Below are 15,934 nucleotides of genomic sequence, written 5' to 3' on the forward strand. Positions count from 1 at the left end.
CGAGGAGCCCCGCATGAGCGTGACCGACCCGCAGCCCCCCAACGGCTTCTGGGCCCAGGCGGCCGCCGACCCCGACCGGATCGTGCTCACCGCCCCGGACGGCGAGCCGTGGACGGCGGGCCGCCTGCTCGCCGACGTCAACCGCATGGTCCACGGACTGCGCGCCGCGGGCCTGGAGCGCGGTGACGCCTTCGCGGTGGTCCTGCCCAACGGCGTCGAGTTCTTCACCGCCTACCTCGCCGCCTCCCAGGCGGGCTTCTACCTGGTCCCCGTCAACCACCACCTGGTGGGACCGGAGATCGCCTGGATCGTCGCCGACTCCGGCGCCAAGGTGCTCATCGCCCACGAGCGCTTCGCCGCCACCGCGACGGCCGCCGCCGACGAGGCGGGCCTCCCGACAACCCACCGCTTCGGCGTCGCGGCCGCCGGGACCGGCGGGGACGACGCTACGGCCACGGAAACGGTCGTCCCGGACGCGGTCGTCCCGGACGCGGTCGTCCCGGACGCGGTCGCCCGGGGCGCGGTCGCCCCGGGAGCGGACGGCCGTACCGCCGGTCCCCTCGCGGGTTTCCGTCCGTACGCCGAGCTGCTCGACGGGCAGCCCGCGACCGCGCCCGTCGACCGCACCCTCGGCTGGGTGATGAACTACACCTCCGGCACCACCGGCCGCCCCCGCGGCATCCGCCGCCCGCTCCAGGGCAAGGCCCCGGAGGAGGCCCATCTCGGCGGTTTCCTCGGCATCTTCGGGATCCGCCCCTTCGACGGCAACGTCCACCTGGTCTGCTCGCCGCTCTACCACACGGCCGTGCTCCAGTTCGCCGGCGCCTCCCTGCACATCGGGCACCCGCTGGTCCTCATGGACAAGTGGACGCCCGAGGACATGCTCCGCCTCATCGACACCCACCGGTGCACGCACACCCACATGGTCCCCACCCAGTTCCACCGCCTCCTCGCGCTGCCCGAAGCGACCCGGAACGCGTACGACGTGTCCTCGATGCGGCACGCCATCCACGGCGCCGCGCCCTGCCCCGACCACGTCAAGCGCGCCATGATCGACTGGTGGGGCAGCTGCGTGGAGGAGTACTACGCGGCCAGCGAGGGCGGCGGCGCGTTCGCCACCGCCGAGGACTGGCTGAAGAAGCCCGGCACCGTCGGCAGGGCCTGGCCGATCAGCGAGCTCGCCGTCTTCGACGACGACGGCAACCGGCTCCCGGCCGGCGAACTCGGCACCGTCTACATGAAGATGAGCACCGGCGGCTTCAGCTACCACAAGGACGAGGGCAAAACCCGCAAGAACCGCATCGGCGACTTCTTCACCGTCGGGGACCTCGGCCTGCTCGACGAGGAGGGGTACCTCTTCCTCCGCGACCGCAAGATCGACATGATCATCTCGGGCGGGGTCAACATCTACCCGGCCGAGATCGAGTCCGCGCTCCTCACCCACCCCGCCGTCGCCGACGCGGCCGCCTTCGGCATCCCGAACGCCGACTGGGGCGAGGAGGTCAAGGCCGTCGTCGAGCCGGCCGAGGGCCACACTGCGGGGGACGAGCTGGCCGCCGACATCCTTGTCCACTGCGAGCGCCAACTCGCCGGATTCAAGCGCCCCAAGACGGTCGACTTCATCACCGCGATGCCCCGCGACCCCAACGGCAAGCTGTACAAGCGGCGGCTGCGCGACCCCTACTGGGAGGGCCGTGAACGCGCGATGTGACGGAGCGGGGAGTTCCGGCGGCCCGGTCCTAGGATCGCCGCATGACCCCTGCGCTGATCCTCATCGACCTGATGCCCCGCATCATCGCCATGCCGCTCGCGCCGCACTCGGGGACCGAGGTCGAGGAGCGCTGCCGCAGGCTGGCGGACGCCTTCCGGGCCAAGGGCCTGCCCGTCGTCCTGGTCCGGGTCGAACGGCCGAACGTGGCCGAGCAGCCGCCCGGCAGCGACCTCGCGGACGGGCTCGCCCGGCCGGGTGACGTCGTGATCGTCAAGCGGACCATCGGCGCCTTCCAGGCCACCGGCCTGGACGAGGCGCTGCGCAGCCGGGGCGTGGACACGGTGGTCATGGCGGGCCTGGTCACCAATATGGGCGTCGAGTCCACCGCGCGGGTGGCCTCCGACCACGGGTACGAGGTGGAGTTCGTCGAAGACGCGATGTCCGGGTTCGCGGCGGACGAGCACGCGTTCGCGGTGCAGCGCGTCTTTCCGCGCTTCGGCGCGGTCCGCAACACGTCCGACTACACCTGACGCCCTCCGGCCACGCCCCCCGACCCCACCGGTGTCCGGCGCGCAACCTCCAGCTTCGCCGGTGTCCGGGGCGCGGTATCCAGCCCCTCCGGCGTTTGAGGAGCGGGTCCGGGCAGGGCCCGGTGCCCGGCGTCAGCCGGGTTGTCTTGGGGCTCCGCCCCAAACCCCGCGCCTCAAACGCCGGCGAGGCTGGAGGTTGCGCCGCAGGGCACCCTCGAAGCTGGGGGGTTGCGCTCCAAGGCGTCGGCGAGGTCGGGTGTCGCGCCCCTGAGCACGGGACAGGTTGGTGGTTCACCCCAGGACACCGGACAGGTTGGTGTTGCGCCCCAGGGCACTGGGCAGGCTGGGCGTTGTGCCCCCAGGGCACCGGGCAGGCTGGGCGTCGTGCCCCAGGGCACGGGACAGGTTGGGGGAAGGGCGGGGGCGGGAGGCCGTGGCGCGGGGTCGGGGGTCTTCTGGCAGCGTGGACGCCATGACGGCGACACGGACCTCACCCCTCACCGACTGGACCGTCCTGGTCCCCACCGTGGCGCTCGTCGCACTCGTCTTCAGCTGGGGGCGGGACCTGCCCGGATACGCCGTGGCCCTGGTCGCCCTGTGCCTGGCGGGCGCCGTCCTCGCGGCCGTCCACCACGCCGAGGTGGTCGCCCACCGGGTGGGCGAGCCGTTCGGTTCGCTGGTCCTCGCCGTCGCGGTCACCGTCATCGAGGTGGCCCTGATCGTCACCCTCATGGCCGATGGCGGCGACAAGACCTCCTCGCTGGCCCGGGACACCGTCTTCGCCGCCGTGATGATCACCTGCAACGGCATCGTCGGACTCTCCCTGCTGGTGGGCGCCCTGCGCAACCGGGTCGCCGTCTTCAACGCCGAGGGCTCCGGCGCCGCGCTGGCCACCGTCGCCACCCTGGCCACGCTCAGCCTCGTGCTGCCGACCTTCACCACGACCAAACCGGGCCCCGAGTTCTCCACCGCCCAACTCGCCTTCGCCGCGGTCGCCTCGCTCGCGCTGTACGGGCTGTTCGTCGCCGTACAGACGGTCCGCCACCGTGACTACTTCCTCCCGGTGACCGGCCACGCGGGCTCCGGAACGGACGGCCGCTCGGGCGGTGGCACCGGCGCCGGCGGAGGCACGGACGGCCGCTCGGGCGGAGGCACGGGCGGTGGCACCGGCAGAGGCGATCCGTCGGCCCCGCGCCCGGCCGGGCCTTCCGTACCCGCCGCGCCCGCCGTCGCCGCCGTGGCCGAGGCGGACCCGGCATCCGGTGAGGACCATGCCGAGCCGCCCACCGCCCGGGCAGCGCTGATCAGCCTCGGGCTGCTGATGGTGGCCCTCGTCGCGGTCGTCGGCAACGCCAAGGCCGTCTCGCCCACCATCGAGTCGGCCGTCGCCGACGCCGGTCTGCCGCACGCGGTGGTCGGCGTGATCATCGCGCTGCTGGTGCTGCTGCCCGAGACGCTCGCAGCGGTTCGCGCGGCGCGGCGCGACCGGGTACAGACCAGCCTCAACCTGGCGTACGGCTCGGCCATCGCGAGCATCGGCCTGACCATCCCGGTCATCGCCCTTGCCACGGTATGGCTGTCGGGGCCGCTGCTTCTGGGGCTTGGGCCGACGCACATGGTGCTGCTGGCGCTCACGGTGGTCGTCGGAGCGCTGACGGTCGTGCCGGGGCGGGCGACGCTCCTGCAGGGCGGGGTCCATCTGGTCGTGCTCGCCGCGTACCTCTTCCTGGCAATCAGCCCCTGACCACCCGCTACCCGGCCGGCCCCGCGGCTGGACCCGGCGCAACCTTCTGCCGCGCCGATGGGCGATCCCCAGTCTCGCCGGCGTTTGAGGCGCGGGTCCGGGCGGAGCCCGGTGCCCGGCGGAGCCGGGTTGCTTGGGGCTCCGCCCCAAACCCCGCGCCTCAAACGCCGGCGAGGCTGGAATTCGCGCCCGCAGGGTGTCGGCGAGGCTTGGGGGTAGCGCCCCAGGGCGTCGGCGCCGTTGGAGGTCGTCCGTCAGGTGGGCCCCGTCGCAGGCGGGGACGGGTCCCCCTCCCGCAGTCAGGGGGAGGGGGACCCGCCCGTGCTCAGGGCGAGGGGACCCGCCCGGTACTCAGCGGGGTTCGCGCACCCGCAGTACGCGTAGGGCCGGCGACGCGAGGATGTCGCGTTCGCAGAACCGGGCCCGTACCCACCGTTCCGACGAGAACAGTCGGGTCTGGTCGGCGGACGACGGCGAGCCCGGGTCGGAGGACTGGCCGTACGTCAGCAGGGTCCGGGCCACCGGGCAGCGGCTGCCGTCCCAGCCCACCGCCTGGATGTGGCTGGACCCGTGGACCACGTCCGGGTAGGCCCCGGCGGCCGGGTCCCACGGCGCCTCGATCTTGTTCCAGACGCCCAGCGCCTCCGTGCCGCCGCCCACCGGGAGCCGCTGCCCGCCGCGCACCACGAACTGGCGCTCGCCCAGCGGCGCGTCCAGCGCGATGCCCGCCGCCCGCAGCTCCCGTACGGTCTCCGCCAGCGCGCGGGGCAGCCCCGGCGCCGACCGGTTCAGCGTGTGGGGGGTCCGTACCGGGTCGGCGGCCGAGAACGGCACCACCCACAGGTCCGCCGGGCCCGTCGAGGCCGTGAGCCGCCGCCAGAACCGGTCGAAGAGCAGCGCTCCCCGGCTCCCGCTGTCGGTCGTCCGGTCCCACCGCTCCAGCACCCCGCAGGCAGCGGACACGTCCACCACGGTGCCGTCGCCGGCCGTGGCCGTGCCGCCCGGCAGCGCCGCGCACGCCTTCGCCGCGTCGGCCGCGGCCAGGTCGCCGGCCGGCGCCCGGTTCGCGTACTGCTGCCGCTGGAGGTCGCCGACGGTCAGCCGGCCCCGCGCCGCCATGGCCGACACGTCCTCCAGTGCCCCGCGGGTGCGCAGCGAGCGTGGCGTGCCGACGGTGCCCCAGATCCGCTCGTACCCGGTCAGCGGCCGGTCCGCGTGGGCGAGCCAGGCGCTGTCGTTGGAGTTCTCCGCGTACGGCGCACCGCGCAGCACGGGCGCCCGGGAGGGCCCGAAGATCCCCGGCTGGACCGAGTCCGGGTCCGAGCCCGGCGCGCAGTCCGTGCGGGAGCCGTCGAGCACGGCCAGCCCGGAGGACGGGTACGTGGCCCGCCCGAGCGGGGTCGAGCAGCGTGCGGCCAGCTCGTCGGTGATCCGGGGCAGTACCTGTGCCTGCGTGAAGAGGGTGCCGCCGGCCGAGTCGGCCGCGACCGTGTTCACCCACGGCAGCCCCTGCGTGCGCCGCAGCGCGGCCTCGGCGCCCGCCACCGAGCGGGCCTTGCCGAGCGCCAGGGCGGTGTCGGAGCCGCGCAGGTTGACCGCGTTCGGGTCGCCCATCGCGTACGCCGTCGTACGGGTCCAGGGCAGCGGCAGCGATCCGCCGAGGGAGTTCAGCACCGGCCCGTACCGGGTCCACCACTGGGTGCGCGTCACCTCGCCGCCGCCCTGCACGGGCACGGTCACCGTCCGACGGACCATCGGCTCGGCCCGGCCGTCCACGAGGTACGCCGTGGGGTCGGCGGGGTCCAGCGCCAGCTGGTGCAGGTTGACCGGCACGCCGGTGGCCACGGTGTGGCTCCACGCCACCTTGGCGTTGAAGCCGATGTTGACGACGGGAGTGCCGAGCAGCGAGGCGCCGGAGACGTCGAGCTCGCCGGGGATGGTCTGCTGCGACTGCCAGAACCGCCGGCCGCCCTGCCAGGGGTAGTGCGGATTGCCGAGCAGCAGGCCGCGGCCGTTCGCCGTCACTCCGCCGCCGAACGCGACCGCATTGGAGCCCATGTCGGCCCGCCCGTTGTCGAACAGTTCACGGGCGGCCTCCGCGGGGTCCACGGCCGGAGCGGTCGGGCCACGGCTGCCGGTACCCGCGGCCGAAGGACGCCGCGCCGCCGCGCCCACGGCGGGCGGTTCCGCGGCGGTGATGCCGTCGATCCCGCGGCCCTGGCCGCCGAGCACCGCCACCGCGTACCCGCGCGCCGCCACGTCGGCGGTGGTCACCGGGCCCACCCAGGCGGCGTCCTTGCAGGCCGGGTCGGTTATCCGGTCCCGGTGCTGTGCCAGCCAGGCGTTGTAGCCGGCGGCCCAGCCCCGCATCAGCTCCTTGAGCTGCCCGCTGGGGCCGGCCGGAGCGGGCTGGGCCAGCAGCCGCTCGATGGTGCCCGAGTCGCGTACGCCGCGGAAGTACAGGTCGCTGGAGAGGTTGCGGCGGGCGGACGACAGGGAACTGTCGGGCGCCGCGTCGGGCCCGAACCAGCGCGAACGCTCACCCCTGAGCGTCACGAACCCGTCGGCCAGCACACAGACCTGGTCGGCGGCCTGTGCCCACCCGGTGCCGAAGCCCAGGTCCGCGTAGTCCTTCGCGAGGATGTGCGGGATGCCGTACTCGGTGTAGCGGATGACCGCGGACAGCCCGCGTCCGGAAACCGCGGCCGCGGCCCCGGCGCCGGAGCCGGGTGGCGCTGCGGCCGCCGGCGCGACCGCGGCGCCCGCGGCGAGCACGGCGGCACTGAGCAGCGCGAGCCGCCGGATGTGGTTACGGAGGTGCAATTTTCCCCCAAGTGGCGTCAAAAACCTGCCGATTGACTCATCGGTAGATGACGCCGAACCCATCAGAAGGGTTGACCCGCTGTCAAGATCACGGGCCGACGGCCATGCGGCGGCTGGGGGCCCGTACGCGCGAGGGTGTCCCGCGCGGCTCAGGGCTCGCACGACTCAGGGCCCGTGCGGCTCAGGGTTCGTGTGGTGTGGGGGGCAGCAGTCCGGACGTGCGGAGGCGGCGCAGGGTCAGGTGCTCGTGGACCAGGCGCCCGACCAGGGCCCCGCCGTAGACCACGAAGCCCACTCCGACCAGCCACGACTGGGCGACCAGCAGCGTCCCGAACGGCCCGTACGTCACGGCGTTCGAGGCGATCAGCGGGGAGAACACCAGCTGGGAGAAGAGCCGCAGTCCGAGCAGGCCGAGGCTGGTGGCCACCGCTCCCGGCAGCAGGGCCCGCCAGCGCACCCGGCCGCCCAGCAGCAGCCGCTGCGAGACCCAGAAGAACAGGCCGGTGCTGATCAGGTCGGCGGCACCGCCCAGCAGTGTGCTCAGGACGCTGTCGCCGGGCGCCGACACGGCGACCAGCACCCCCAGGTAGAAGATCAGCAGGGCCAGCCACACCACGTGCCGCCACATGGTGTGCCAGCGGGCCGCCGGCAGGTCCCAGACCTTCTCGTACCCGGTCTGTACGACGGACCCGAACGTCAGGCCGAAGACGCAGAGGGCGGCGAGGCCGAAGGCGGTTGTCCGCTCCAGGGCTTCCCCGGGCATGCCGAACAGGATCTCCACCTGCCGGCGGGAGCCCGCCGAGACCCCGAGCGCCTGACCCAGCCAGCGCCCGAAGCCCTCGCCGCTGGCGGGCGCGGCGGCCGCGACCACGATCAGCAGCGGCACCAGGGTCAGGAACCCGAGCGCCGCGAAGCCCATGGCCCGGTGCATCAGCTCCATCTCACGGCCGCGGCTCCAGGCCAGCCCCGCGGAGGAGGCCTGGATGCGGTCGTGCACGTGCCGGAGCCGGTGCTGATCCTGCGGGTGCGTCACACAGGTCGACTACCCCGAACTGCCCCAGACCCGGTCATTATGGGCCCGAACGGGTGGTTTCGCTCCTGCGCTACCGTCCCCGCCCCGGTGCCGCCCCGCCCTCTACCCCCGCACCCGGTCCTCGCGGAGGTCCACGATCCGCCGGATCTTGCCCACCGAGCGCTCCAGCGTCTCCGGGTCCACGATCTCCACGGCCGCGCTCACCCCGATGCCTTCCTTGACCGCCCGCGCCACCGCCGCGGCCGCCGCCTCCCGGTCGGCCGGCGACGCGTCCCGCCGGGCCTCCGCCCGTACGGTCAGCGCGTCGAGCCGGCCTTCCCGGGTCAGCCGCAGCTGGAAGTGCGGGGCCACGCCGGGGGTGCGCAGCAGGATCTCCTCGACCTGGGCCGGGAAGAGGTTCACCCCGCGCAGGATGATCATGTCGTCGGAGCGGCCCGTCACCTTCTCCATCCGGCGGAACGCGGGGCGCGCGGTGCCGGGCAGCAGCCGCGTCAGGTCCCGGGTGCGGTACCGGACCACCGGCATCGCCTCCTTGGTGAGCGAGGTGAACACGAGTTCGCCGTGTTCCCCGTCGGGCAGCACCTCACCGGTCACCGGGTCCACCACCTCCGGCAGGAAGTGGTCCTCCCAGATATGGAGCCCGTCCTTGACCTCGACGAACTCCTGCGCCACGCCGGGTCCGATCACCTCCGACAGGCCGTAGATGTCGACGGCGTCGATGCCGAGCCGCTGCTCGATCTCCCGCCGCATCTCCTCGGTCCACGGCTCGGCGCCGAAGACGCCGGTGCGCAGCGAGGTGGAGCGCGGGTCGACGCCCTGGCGCTCCATCTCGTCGAGCAGCGTCAGCATGTAGGAGGGCGTCACCATGATGACCTCGGGTTCGAAGTCCAGGATCAGGCGCACCTGGCGCTCCGTCATGCCGCCGGACGCGGGGATGACCGTACAGCCGAGGCGTTCGGCCCCGTAGTGGGCGCCGAGGCCGCCGGTGAACAGCCCGTACCCGTACGCGACGTGGACCTTGTGGCCGGGGCGGGCGCCGGCCGCGCGCAGCGAGCGGGCGACGACCTCGGCCCACATCTCCAGGTCGCCCTCGGTGTAGCCGACCACGGTGGGCCGTCCGGTGGTGCCGCTGGAGGCGTGGATGCGGCGCACCTGGTCCCGGGGTACGGCGAACATGCCGAACGGGTACGTGTCCCGCAGGTCGGCCTTGGTGGTGAACGGGAAGCGGGCGAGGTCGGCGAGGCCGCGGCAGTCCTCTGGGCGCACGCCGGCCTTGTCGAAGGCGGCCCGGTGGAAGGGAACCCGCTCGTACACGTAGTGGAGCGTGGCGCGCAAGCGCTCCAGTTGCAAGGCTTGCAGTCCGGCCCGATCGAGCCGTTCCGCCGCGTCCAGGAGATCCGCCACCGTCGCCCCTCTCCACCCGATCGACCGGTCGGTCGGCCGGCCGATTTTCGGACAGGCAATCAAAGCGGGGGCGGCGGCGTCAAGAAGACGGAGGCCCGGCGGCGCGCCAGGGCTCCGGATGCGGCGATCCCCCGGACGGCGTACACAGGAGGTGAGGGGCGGGGACGGGTGGGGCTCTCATGAAGGAGGTTGAAGATGACGGGCGTGTTCATGCGCCGCGTGGGTCTGGCCGCGGCGATCTCGGGTGCGGTGCTGGGGAATCTCCTGTGGGCCTCGGGCCCTGCCGGGGCGGCTGTCGAGGCGAAGGCCACCTACTTGAGGCTGGAATCCGTCAGCAGTGGCAAGTGCCTCAACGTCACGGGGGCCTCCTGGGACAACGGTGCGCAGGTGATCCAGTGGGACTGTGGGGACACCCCGAACAACAACTGGAGCTTCGAGAAGCTGCCGTCCGGTTGGTACCAGATCCGCGCGCAGCACAGCGGCAAGTGCCTGGACGTCGAGGGCGCGGTGTGGGGCAATGGGGCCCCCGTGATCCAGTGGGACTGCAAGAAGAGCACCAACCAGAGCTGGAAGATCATCAACAGGGCCGAGGACGGCAGCTACATGCTGCAGGCCAGGCATAGTGGCAGGTGCCTGAACGTCGAGGGAGCGAGTCAGGACAACCTCGCCCGGATCATCCAGTGGGACTGCGTCGACACGACCAACAACCGCTGGTTCCAGGAGGAGGCGAACTGACCGCGCAGGCGGTGTGCACGCGCCGGCTCCCCGCCGGCGCGGCGCACCGCCCGACGCGTGCTCAGCCCGCATCGGCCTCGGTGGCCACCGCCTTCGCCCAGCGGTAGTCCGCCTTGCCGCTGGGGGAGCGCTGGATGCCCGGGGTGATGACCAGCTGGCGGGGGATCTTGTAGCCGGCGAGGCGGGTGCGGCAGTGGGTCTGGATCTCGTCGAGGGTGGGTGCGGCGGCGCCTGCGCGCACCTGCACCACCGCCGCCACATGGCTGCCCCACTTCGCGTCCGGGACCCCCGCGACCAGTGCGTCGTACACGTCCGGATGGGATTTGAGCGCCTGCTCGACCTCCTCCGGATAGACCTTCTCGCCACCGGTGTTGATGCACTGGGAGCCGCGTCCCAGGACGGTGACGATCCCGTCCTCGTCCACCGTGGCCATGTCCCCGAGCAGCACCCACCGCTCTTCGCCCCGCTGGAAGAACGTCTCGGCGGTCTTCGCCGGGTCGTTGTAGTAGCCCAGCGGTACGTGGCCGCGCTGTGCGAGCCGCCCGGGCACGCCCACCGGCACCGGCTCGTGGGTGACGGGGTCGATGACCTGCGTCCGCTCGTTGACCTCCAGCCGGAACCCCTTCTCCGGGCCCGAGTCGGCGGTGGCCTTGCCGTTCGAACCGGACTCGGAGGAACCGAAGTTGTTGAGGAGCAGCACGTGCGGCGCGAGTTCCTGGAACTGCGCGCGCACCGTGTCCGACATGATCGCGCCCGACGAGGAGAGGCTGAACAGCGAGGACATGTCGGTGCCCCGCAGCGGACCGCGCAGCGCGTCGACGAGCGGCCGCAGCATCGCGTCGCCGACCAGCGACACGCTGGAGACCCGCTCCTTCTCGATCGTGCGGAGCACCTCCTCGGGCGCGAACTTGCGGTGGATGACGATCCGCTGCCCGTAGTTGAAGGCCACGAACGACGTCAGCGTCGAGGTGCCGTGCATCAGCGGGGGAGTGGGGAAGAAAGTGAGCCCGGAGCCGCCCGCGGCGACCCGCTCGGCCAGCTCCTCGGGGCGCTTGACCGGCTCGCCCGACGGCGCGCCGCCGAACAGCCCGGCGAAGAAGAGGTCCTCCTGCCGCCACATCACCCCCTTGGGCATGCCCGTGGTGCCGCCGGTGTAGATGATGAAGAGGTCGTCGGCCGAGCGCGGCGCGAAGCCCCGCTCGGGCGAACCGGACGCCTCCGCGTCCTCGAAGGCCACCGCACCCGGGAGCTCCGGGGCGCCCGCCGGGGCCGCCCCCACCCGCACCAGGTGCCGGAGCTTCCCGGTCTTCGGCAGGGCGGCCGCCACCCGCGGCGTGAACTCCCCGTCGAAGACCAGCGCCGCGAGGTCCGCGTCCCGGTAGAGGTAGACCAGCTCCTCCTCCACGTACCGGTAGTTGACGTTCACCGGCACCAGCCGGGCCTTCAGGCAGGCCAGCACCGTCTGCAGGTACTCGGTGCCGTTGTACAGGTGCAGTCCCAGGTGCTCGCCGGCCGTGAGCCCGCTGTCCAGCAGGTGGTGCGCGAGCCGGTTCGCCGCCGCGTCCAGCTGCGCGTACGTCAGCCTCCGCTCGGCGCCGCTGCCCGGGTGGTCCACGTAGACGAGGGCCTCGCGGTCCGGGACCACGTCGACGACCGACTCGAACAGGTCGGCAAGGTTGTACTCCACCGTTCCTCCTGACCCCGGGTTCCGATTCGCGGTCATTAGAGCGCCAGGCACCCCAATGCGGAAGGGCGCCGCCCAAGAAATCTGACTGACTGTCAGAAAGCTATTGAACTGGAACGGCCCCTCCTGCAACCTGTTCTAGGTCTTGAGACGGGAGGACGGCAATGGGTGGGACCGAACACCTCACCGTGGCGCGTCATGGCGCCACCCTGGTGCTCACCATGAACAGGCCCGAGGCGAAGAACGCGCTCTCGCTGCCGCTGCTGGTCGGGCTCTACGACGGCTGGCTCGAAGCCGACGCGGACGACACGGTCCGCTCGGTGGTGCTCACCGGCGCCGGCGGCGACTTCTGCGCGGGCATGGACCTGAAGGCCCTCGCCGGCAAGGGGATGGCCGGCGACCACTACCGGGACCGCCTCAAAGCCGACCCCGACCTGCACTGGAAGGCGATGCTCCGCCACCACCGCCCGCGCAAGCCCGTCATCGCGGCCGTCGAGGGCTACTGTGTCGCCGGCGGCACCGAGATCCTCCAGGGCACCGACATCCGCGTCGCCGCCGAAGGAGCCGTCTTCGGCCTCTTCGAGGTCAAGCGCGGCCTCTTCCCCATCGGCGGCTCCACCGTCCGCCTCCCGCGCCAGATCCCGCGCACCCACGCCCTGGAGATGCTCCTCACCGGCCGCCCCTACTCCGCCGCGGAAGCCGCCGGCATCGGGCTCGTCGGCCACGTCGTCCCCGACGGCACCGCCCTCGACAAGGCCCTGGAGATCGCCGAGCAGATCAACGCCTGCGGGCCGCTCGCCGTCGAGGCCGTCAAGGCCTCCGTCTACGAGGGCGCCGACCTCACCGAGACCGAGGCGCTCGCCGCCGAACTCACCCGCGGCTGGCCCGTCTTCGACACCGCCGACGCGAAGGAAGGCGCCCGCGCCTTCGCCGAGAAGCGCCCGCCCGTCTACCGCCGAGCCTGAGAAGGAGCGAGCGCAGTGTCCGAAGTCCTCCGTGCTCCCCTCGTCGTCGAATTCCCCTTCACCCGCTCCCTCGGGCCCGTGCAGAGCGCCTTCCTCACCGGACTGCGCGAACGCGTCGTCCTCGGCGTGCGCACCTCCGCCGGCACCGTGCAGGTACCCCCCGCCGAATACGACCCGGTGACCGCCGAGGAGCTCCGCGACCTGGTCGAGGTCGCCGCCACCGGCACCGTCACCACCTGGGCCTGGAACGGGCACCCCCGCCCCCACCAGCCGCTCGACACCCCTTTCGCCTGGGTCCTCGTACGGCTCGACGGCGCCGACACCGCCCTGCTGCACGCCCTCGACGCACCCGGGCCGGACGCCGTCACCACCGGCATGCGGGTCCGCGTCCGCTGGGCCGCGCAGCGCACCGGCGCCATCACCGACATCGCCTGCTTCGAGCCGTACGAGGAGCAGGACGCCACCGCCGGGACCCGCCCGCACGACGGGATCTTCGAACACCCCGTCACCGGCATCGTCGCCGAGGCCCGCCTCGACTACACCTACAGCCCCGGCCGCGCCCAGACCGGCTACCTGGACGCCCTCGCCGAGCGCCGCACCGTCGGCGAGCGCTGCCCGTCCTGCCACAAGGTGTACGTGCCGCCCCGCGGCGCCTGCCCCACCTGCGGGATCGCCACAACCGACCGGGTCGAGGTCGGCCCCGCCGGCACCGTCACCACCTTCTGCATCGTCAACATCAAGGCCCGCAACCTCGACATCGAAGTCCCCTACGTCTACGCCCACATCGCCCTCGACGGCGCCGACCTCGCCTTGCACGGGCGGATCGGCGGCATCCCGTACGACCAGGTCCGGATGGGCCTGCGGGTGGAACCCGTGTGGACCGACGGCGGCCGCTACCCCGACCACTACCGCCCGACCGGCGAGCCGGACGCGGACTACGACGCGTACAAGGAGCTCATCTGATGACCGCACCCGGAACCGCACCCGGAGCCGGAGCCGGAACAGCACCCGGGCGCGGCCCCGCACGCGAGGTCGCGGTCGTCGCCTTCGCCCAGAGCGACCACCTGCGGCGCACCGACGAGCTCAGCGAAGTCGAGATGGTCATGCCGGTCCTCCACGAGGTGCTCGCCCGGACCGGCCTCAAAGCCGGCGAGATCGGCTTCACCTGCTCCGGCTCCAGCGACTACCTGGCCGGCCGCGCCTTCTCCTTCACCATGACCCTCGACGGCGTCGGCGCCTGGCCGCCCATCTCCGAATCGCACGTCGAAATGGACGGCGCCTGGGCGCTCTACGAAGCCTGGGTCAAGATCCAGACCGGCGAGGCCGACACCGCCCTCGTCTACTCCTACGGCAAGTCCTCGCCCGGCTCGGTGCGCGACGTCCTCACCCGCCAGCTCGACCCGTACTACCTCGCCCCCCTGTGGCCCGACTCGGTGGCGCTCGCCGCCCTCCAGGCCCGGGCGCTCATCGACGCCGGAGACACCGACGAGGAGGCGCTCGCCGGGATCGCCCGCCGCAGCCGGGCCGCCGCCGAAACCAACCCGCACGCCCAACTGAGCGGCGCCGTCCCGCACGGCGACCACCAGGTCGCCCCGCTGCGCACCGGCGACTGCCCGCCCGTCGGCGACGGCGCCGCCGCCGTCATCCTCGCCGCCGGCGACACCGCCCGCAGACTGTGCGCCCGGCCCGCCTGGATCACCGGCATCGACCACCGCATCGAAGCCCACGGCCTGGGCCTGCGCGACCTCACCGACTCGCCCTCCACCCGGCTCGCCGCCGAACGCGCCGGACTCTTCGACCGGCCCGTGGACACGGCCGAACTCCACGCCCCCTTCACCTCCCAGGAGGTCGTGCTCCGCAAGGCCCTGCGGCTCGGCGACCAGGTCGCCGTCAACCCGTCCGGCGGCGCGCTCGCCGCCAACCCGATGATGGCCGCGGGCCTGATCCGGATCGGCGAGGCCGCCGCCCGCATCCACCGCGGCGCATCCGACCGCGCCGTCGCCCACGCCACCTCCGGCCCCTGCCTCCAGCAGAACCTGGTCGCCGTCCTGGAAGGGGACCGAGCATGACCACCACCGGCACGCCGGGCAAGGAGCCCGTGGCCGTCGTCGGGATCGGCCAGACCAAACACGTCGCCGCCCGCCACGACGTCTCCCTCGCCGGACTGGTCCGCGAGGCCGCCCGCCGGGCCCTCGACGACGCCGGCCTGGACTGGGCCGACATCGACGCCGTGGTCATCGGCAAGGCCCCCGACTTCTTCGAGGGCGTGATGATGCCGGAGCTGTACCTGGCGGACGCCCTCGGCGCGGTCGGCAAGCCCATGCTGCGGGTGCACACCGCCGGCTCGGTCGGCGGGTCCACCGCGCTGGTCGCCGCCAACCTGGTGGCCGCCCGCGTCCACCGGACCGTCCTCACCCTCGCCTTCGAGAAGCAGTCCGAATCCAACGCCATGTGGGGCCTGTCCCTGCCGGTCCCCTTCCAGCAGCCGCTGCTCGCCGGCGCCGGCGGCTTCTTCGCCCCGCACGTCCGCGCCTACATGCGCCGCACCGGCGCCCCCGACACCGTCGGCTCCCTCGTCGCGTACAAGGACCGCCGCAACGCGCTCAAGAACCCGTACGCCCACCTGCACGAGCACGACATCACCCTGGAGAAGGTCCAGGCCGCGCCGATGCTCTGGGACCCGATCCGGTACTCGGAGACCTGTCCGTCCTCGGACGGGGCCTGCGCGATGGTCCTCACCGACCGGGCGGGCGCGGCCCGTTCGCCCCGGCCGCCGGCCTGGGTGCACGGCGGCGCGATGCGCAGCGAACCCACCCTCTTCGCCGGCAAGGACTTCGTCTCCCCGCAGGCCGGCAAGGACTGCGCCGCCGACGTCTACCGGCAGGCCGGGATCACCGACCCGCGCCGGGAGATCGACGCCGTGGAGATGTACGTGCCGTTCTCCTGGTACGAGCCGATGTGGCTGGAGAACCTCGGCTTCGCGGCGGAGGGCGAGGGCTGGAAGCTCACCGAGGCCGGGGTCACCGAACTCGACGGGGACCTGCCCGTCAACCCCTCCGGCGGGGTCCTGTCCACCAACCCCATCGGCGCCTCCGGCATGATCCGCTTCGCCGAGGCCGCCCTCCAGGTACGCGGCCAGGCCGGCGAGCACCAGGTCCCCGGAGCCCGCCGGGCCCTGGGACACGCGTACGGCGGCGGCGCCCAGTTCTTCGCCATGTGGCTCGTCGGAGACCGCCCGCCGACGAGCTGACCCGTACGCGCCACCGGCCCGCCCCGTACGTGTCACCGGCGCGACCCGTACGCAC

12 protein-coding genes are annotated in these 15,934 nt (G+C 73.1%); 8 read left to right on the forward strand and 4 right to left on the reverse strand.

The window, feature by feature from the left end; translation table 11 throughout:
* Positions 1 to 13 precede the first annotated feature (13 nt).
* The 3 genes from OG764_RS32670 (at position 14) to OG764_RS32680 (ending at position 3,985) form a co-directional block, all read left to right on the forward strand.
* A complete protein-coding gene (locus OG764_RS32670; protein WP_328971937.1) occupies positions 14 to 1,711 on the forward strand; it encodes an acyl-CoA synthetase in 1,698 nt (565 codons plus the stop codon).
* A 41-nt stretch (positions 1,712 to 1,752) separates the two neighbouring features.
* Entirely contained in the window at positions 1,753 to 2,241 is a 489-nt protein-coding gene (locus OG764_RS32675) for a cysteine hydrolase family protein (protein ID WP_328971938.1), read from the forward strand.
* A 472-nt stretch (positions 2,242 to 2,713) separates the two neighbouring features.
* The gene (locus OG764_RS32680) at positions 2,714 to 3,985 is read left to right on the forward strand and encodes a calcium:proton antiporter (protein WP_328971939.1); all 1,272 of its coding nucleotides are present in this window, start codon (positions 2,714 to 2,716) and stop codon (positions 3,983 to 3,985) included.
* Between the two features lie 351 nt (positions 3,986 to 4,336).
* Here OG764_RS32680 and OG764_RS32685 read toward each other — a convergent pair whose 3' ends face one another.
* The 3 genes from OG764_RS32685 to paaK form a co-directional block, all read right to left on the reverse strand.
* Positions 4,337 to 6,808: a penicillin acylase family protein gene (locus OG764_RS32685; protein WP_443056115.1), complete on the reverse strand. Its 2,472-nt coding sequence runs from the start codon at positions 6,806 to 6,808 to the stop codon at positions 4,337 to 4,339.
* A gap of 181 nt (positions 6,809 to 6,989) precedes the next feature.
* On the reverse strand, positions 6,990 to 7,748 hold the full coding sequence (locus OG764_RS32690) for a YhjD/YihY/BrkB family envelope integrity protein (RefSeq protein WP_328973248.1): 759 nt from the start codon (positions 7,746 to 7,748) through the stop codon (positions 6,990 to 6,992).
* 195 nt (positions 7,749 to 7,943) lie between these two features.
* Positions 7,944 to 9,245 carry a phenylacetate--CoA ligase PaaK gene (paaK, locus tag OG764_RS32695; protein ID WP_328971940.1) on the reverse strand — a complete coding sequence of 434 codons (1,302 nt, stop codon included), beginning with the start codon at positions 9,243 to 9,245 and terminating at the stop codon, positions 7,944 to 7,946.
* Between the two features lie 195 nt (positions 9,246 to 9,440).
* On the opposite strand from paaK, the gene OG764_RS32700 reads away from it, so the two are divergent.
* On the forward strand, positions 9,441 to 9,980 hold the full coding sequence (locus tag OG764_RS32700) for an RICIN domain-containing protein (protein ID WP_328971941.1): 540 nt from the start codon (positions 9,441 to 9,443) through the stop codon (positions 9,978 to 9,980).
* 61 nt (positions 9,981 to 10,041) lie between these two features.
* Here the strand turns inward: OG764_RS32700 and OG764_RS32705 are convergent, their stop codons facing one another.
* Positions 10,042 to 11,667, reverse strand: coding sequence for an acyl-CoA synthetase (locus OG764_RS32705; protein ID WP_328971942.1), 1,626 nt, complete (start codon positions 11,665 to 11,667; stop codon positions 10,042 to 10,044).
* 161 nt (positions 11,668 to 11,828) lie between these two features.
* On the opposite strand from OG764_RS32705, the gene OG764_RS32710 reads away from it, so the two are divergent.
* The 4 genes from OG764_RS32710 to OG764_RS32725 are packed head-to-tail and all read left to right on the forward strand — an operon-like array spanning position 11,829 to position 15,879.
* A complete protein-coding gene (locus OG764_RS32710) occupies positions 11,829 to 12,629 on the forward strand; it encodes a crotonase/enoyl-CoA hydratase family protein (protein WP_328971943.1) in 801 nt (266 codons plus the stop codon).
* Between the two features lie 15 nt (positions 12,630 to 12,644).
* Positions 12,645 to 13,592 carry a Zn-ribbon domain-containing OB-fold protein gene (locus OG764_RS32715; RefSeq protein WP_328971944.1) on the forward strand — a complete coding sequence of 316 codons (948 nt, stop codon included), beginning with the start codon at positions 12,645 to 12,647 and terminating at the stop codon, positions 13,590 to 13,592.
* Complete coding sequence (locus OG764_RS32720; RefSeq protein ID WP_328971945.1) at positions 13,592 to 14,698, forward strand: thiolase domain-containing protein; 1,107 nt, start codon at positions 13,592 to 13,594, stop codon at positions 14,696 to 14,698. The genes OG764_RS32715 and OG764_RS32720 overlap by 1 nt, the downstream gene beginning before the upstream one ends.
* Positions 14,695 to 15,879 carry a thiolase domain-containing protein gene (locus tag OG764_RS32725; RefSeq protein ID WP_328971946.1) on the forward strand — a complete coding sequence of 395 codons (1,185 nt, stop codon included), beginning with the start codon at positions 14,695 to 14,697 and terminating at the stop codon, positions 15,877 to 15,879. Before OG764_RS32720 ends, OG764_RS32725 begins: the two co-directional genes overlap by 4 nt.
* Positions 15,880 to 15,934: the final 55 nt, after the last annotated feature.

Origin of the sequence: Streptomyces sp. NBC_00239 (assembly GCF_036194065.1) — a bacterium.
In the GTDB taxonomy this organism is placed as follows: domain Bacteria; phylum Actinomycetota; class Actinomycetes; order Streptomycetales; family Streptomycetaceae; genus Streptomyces.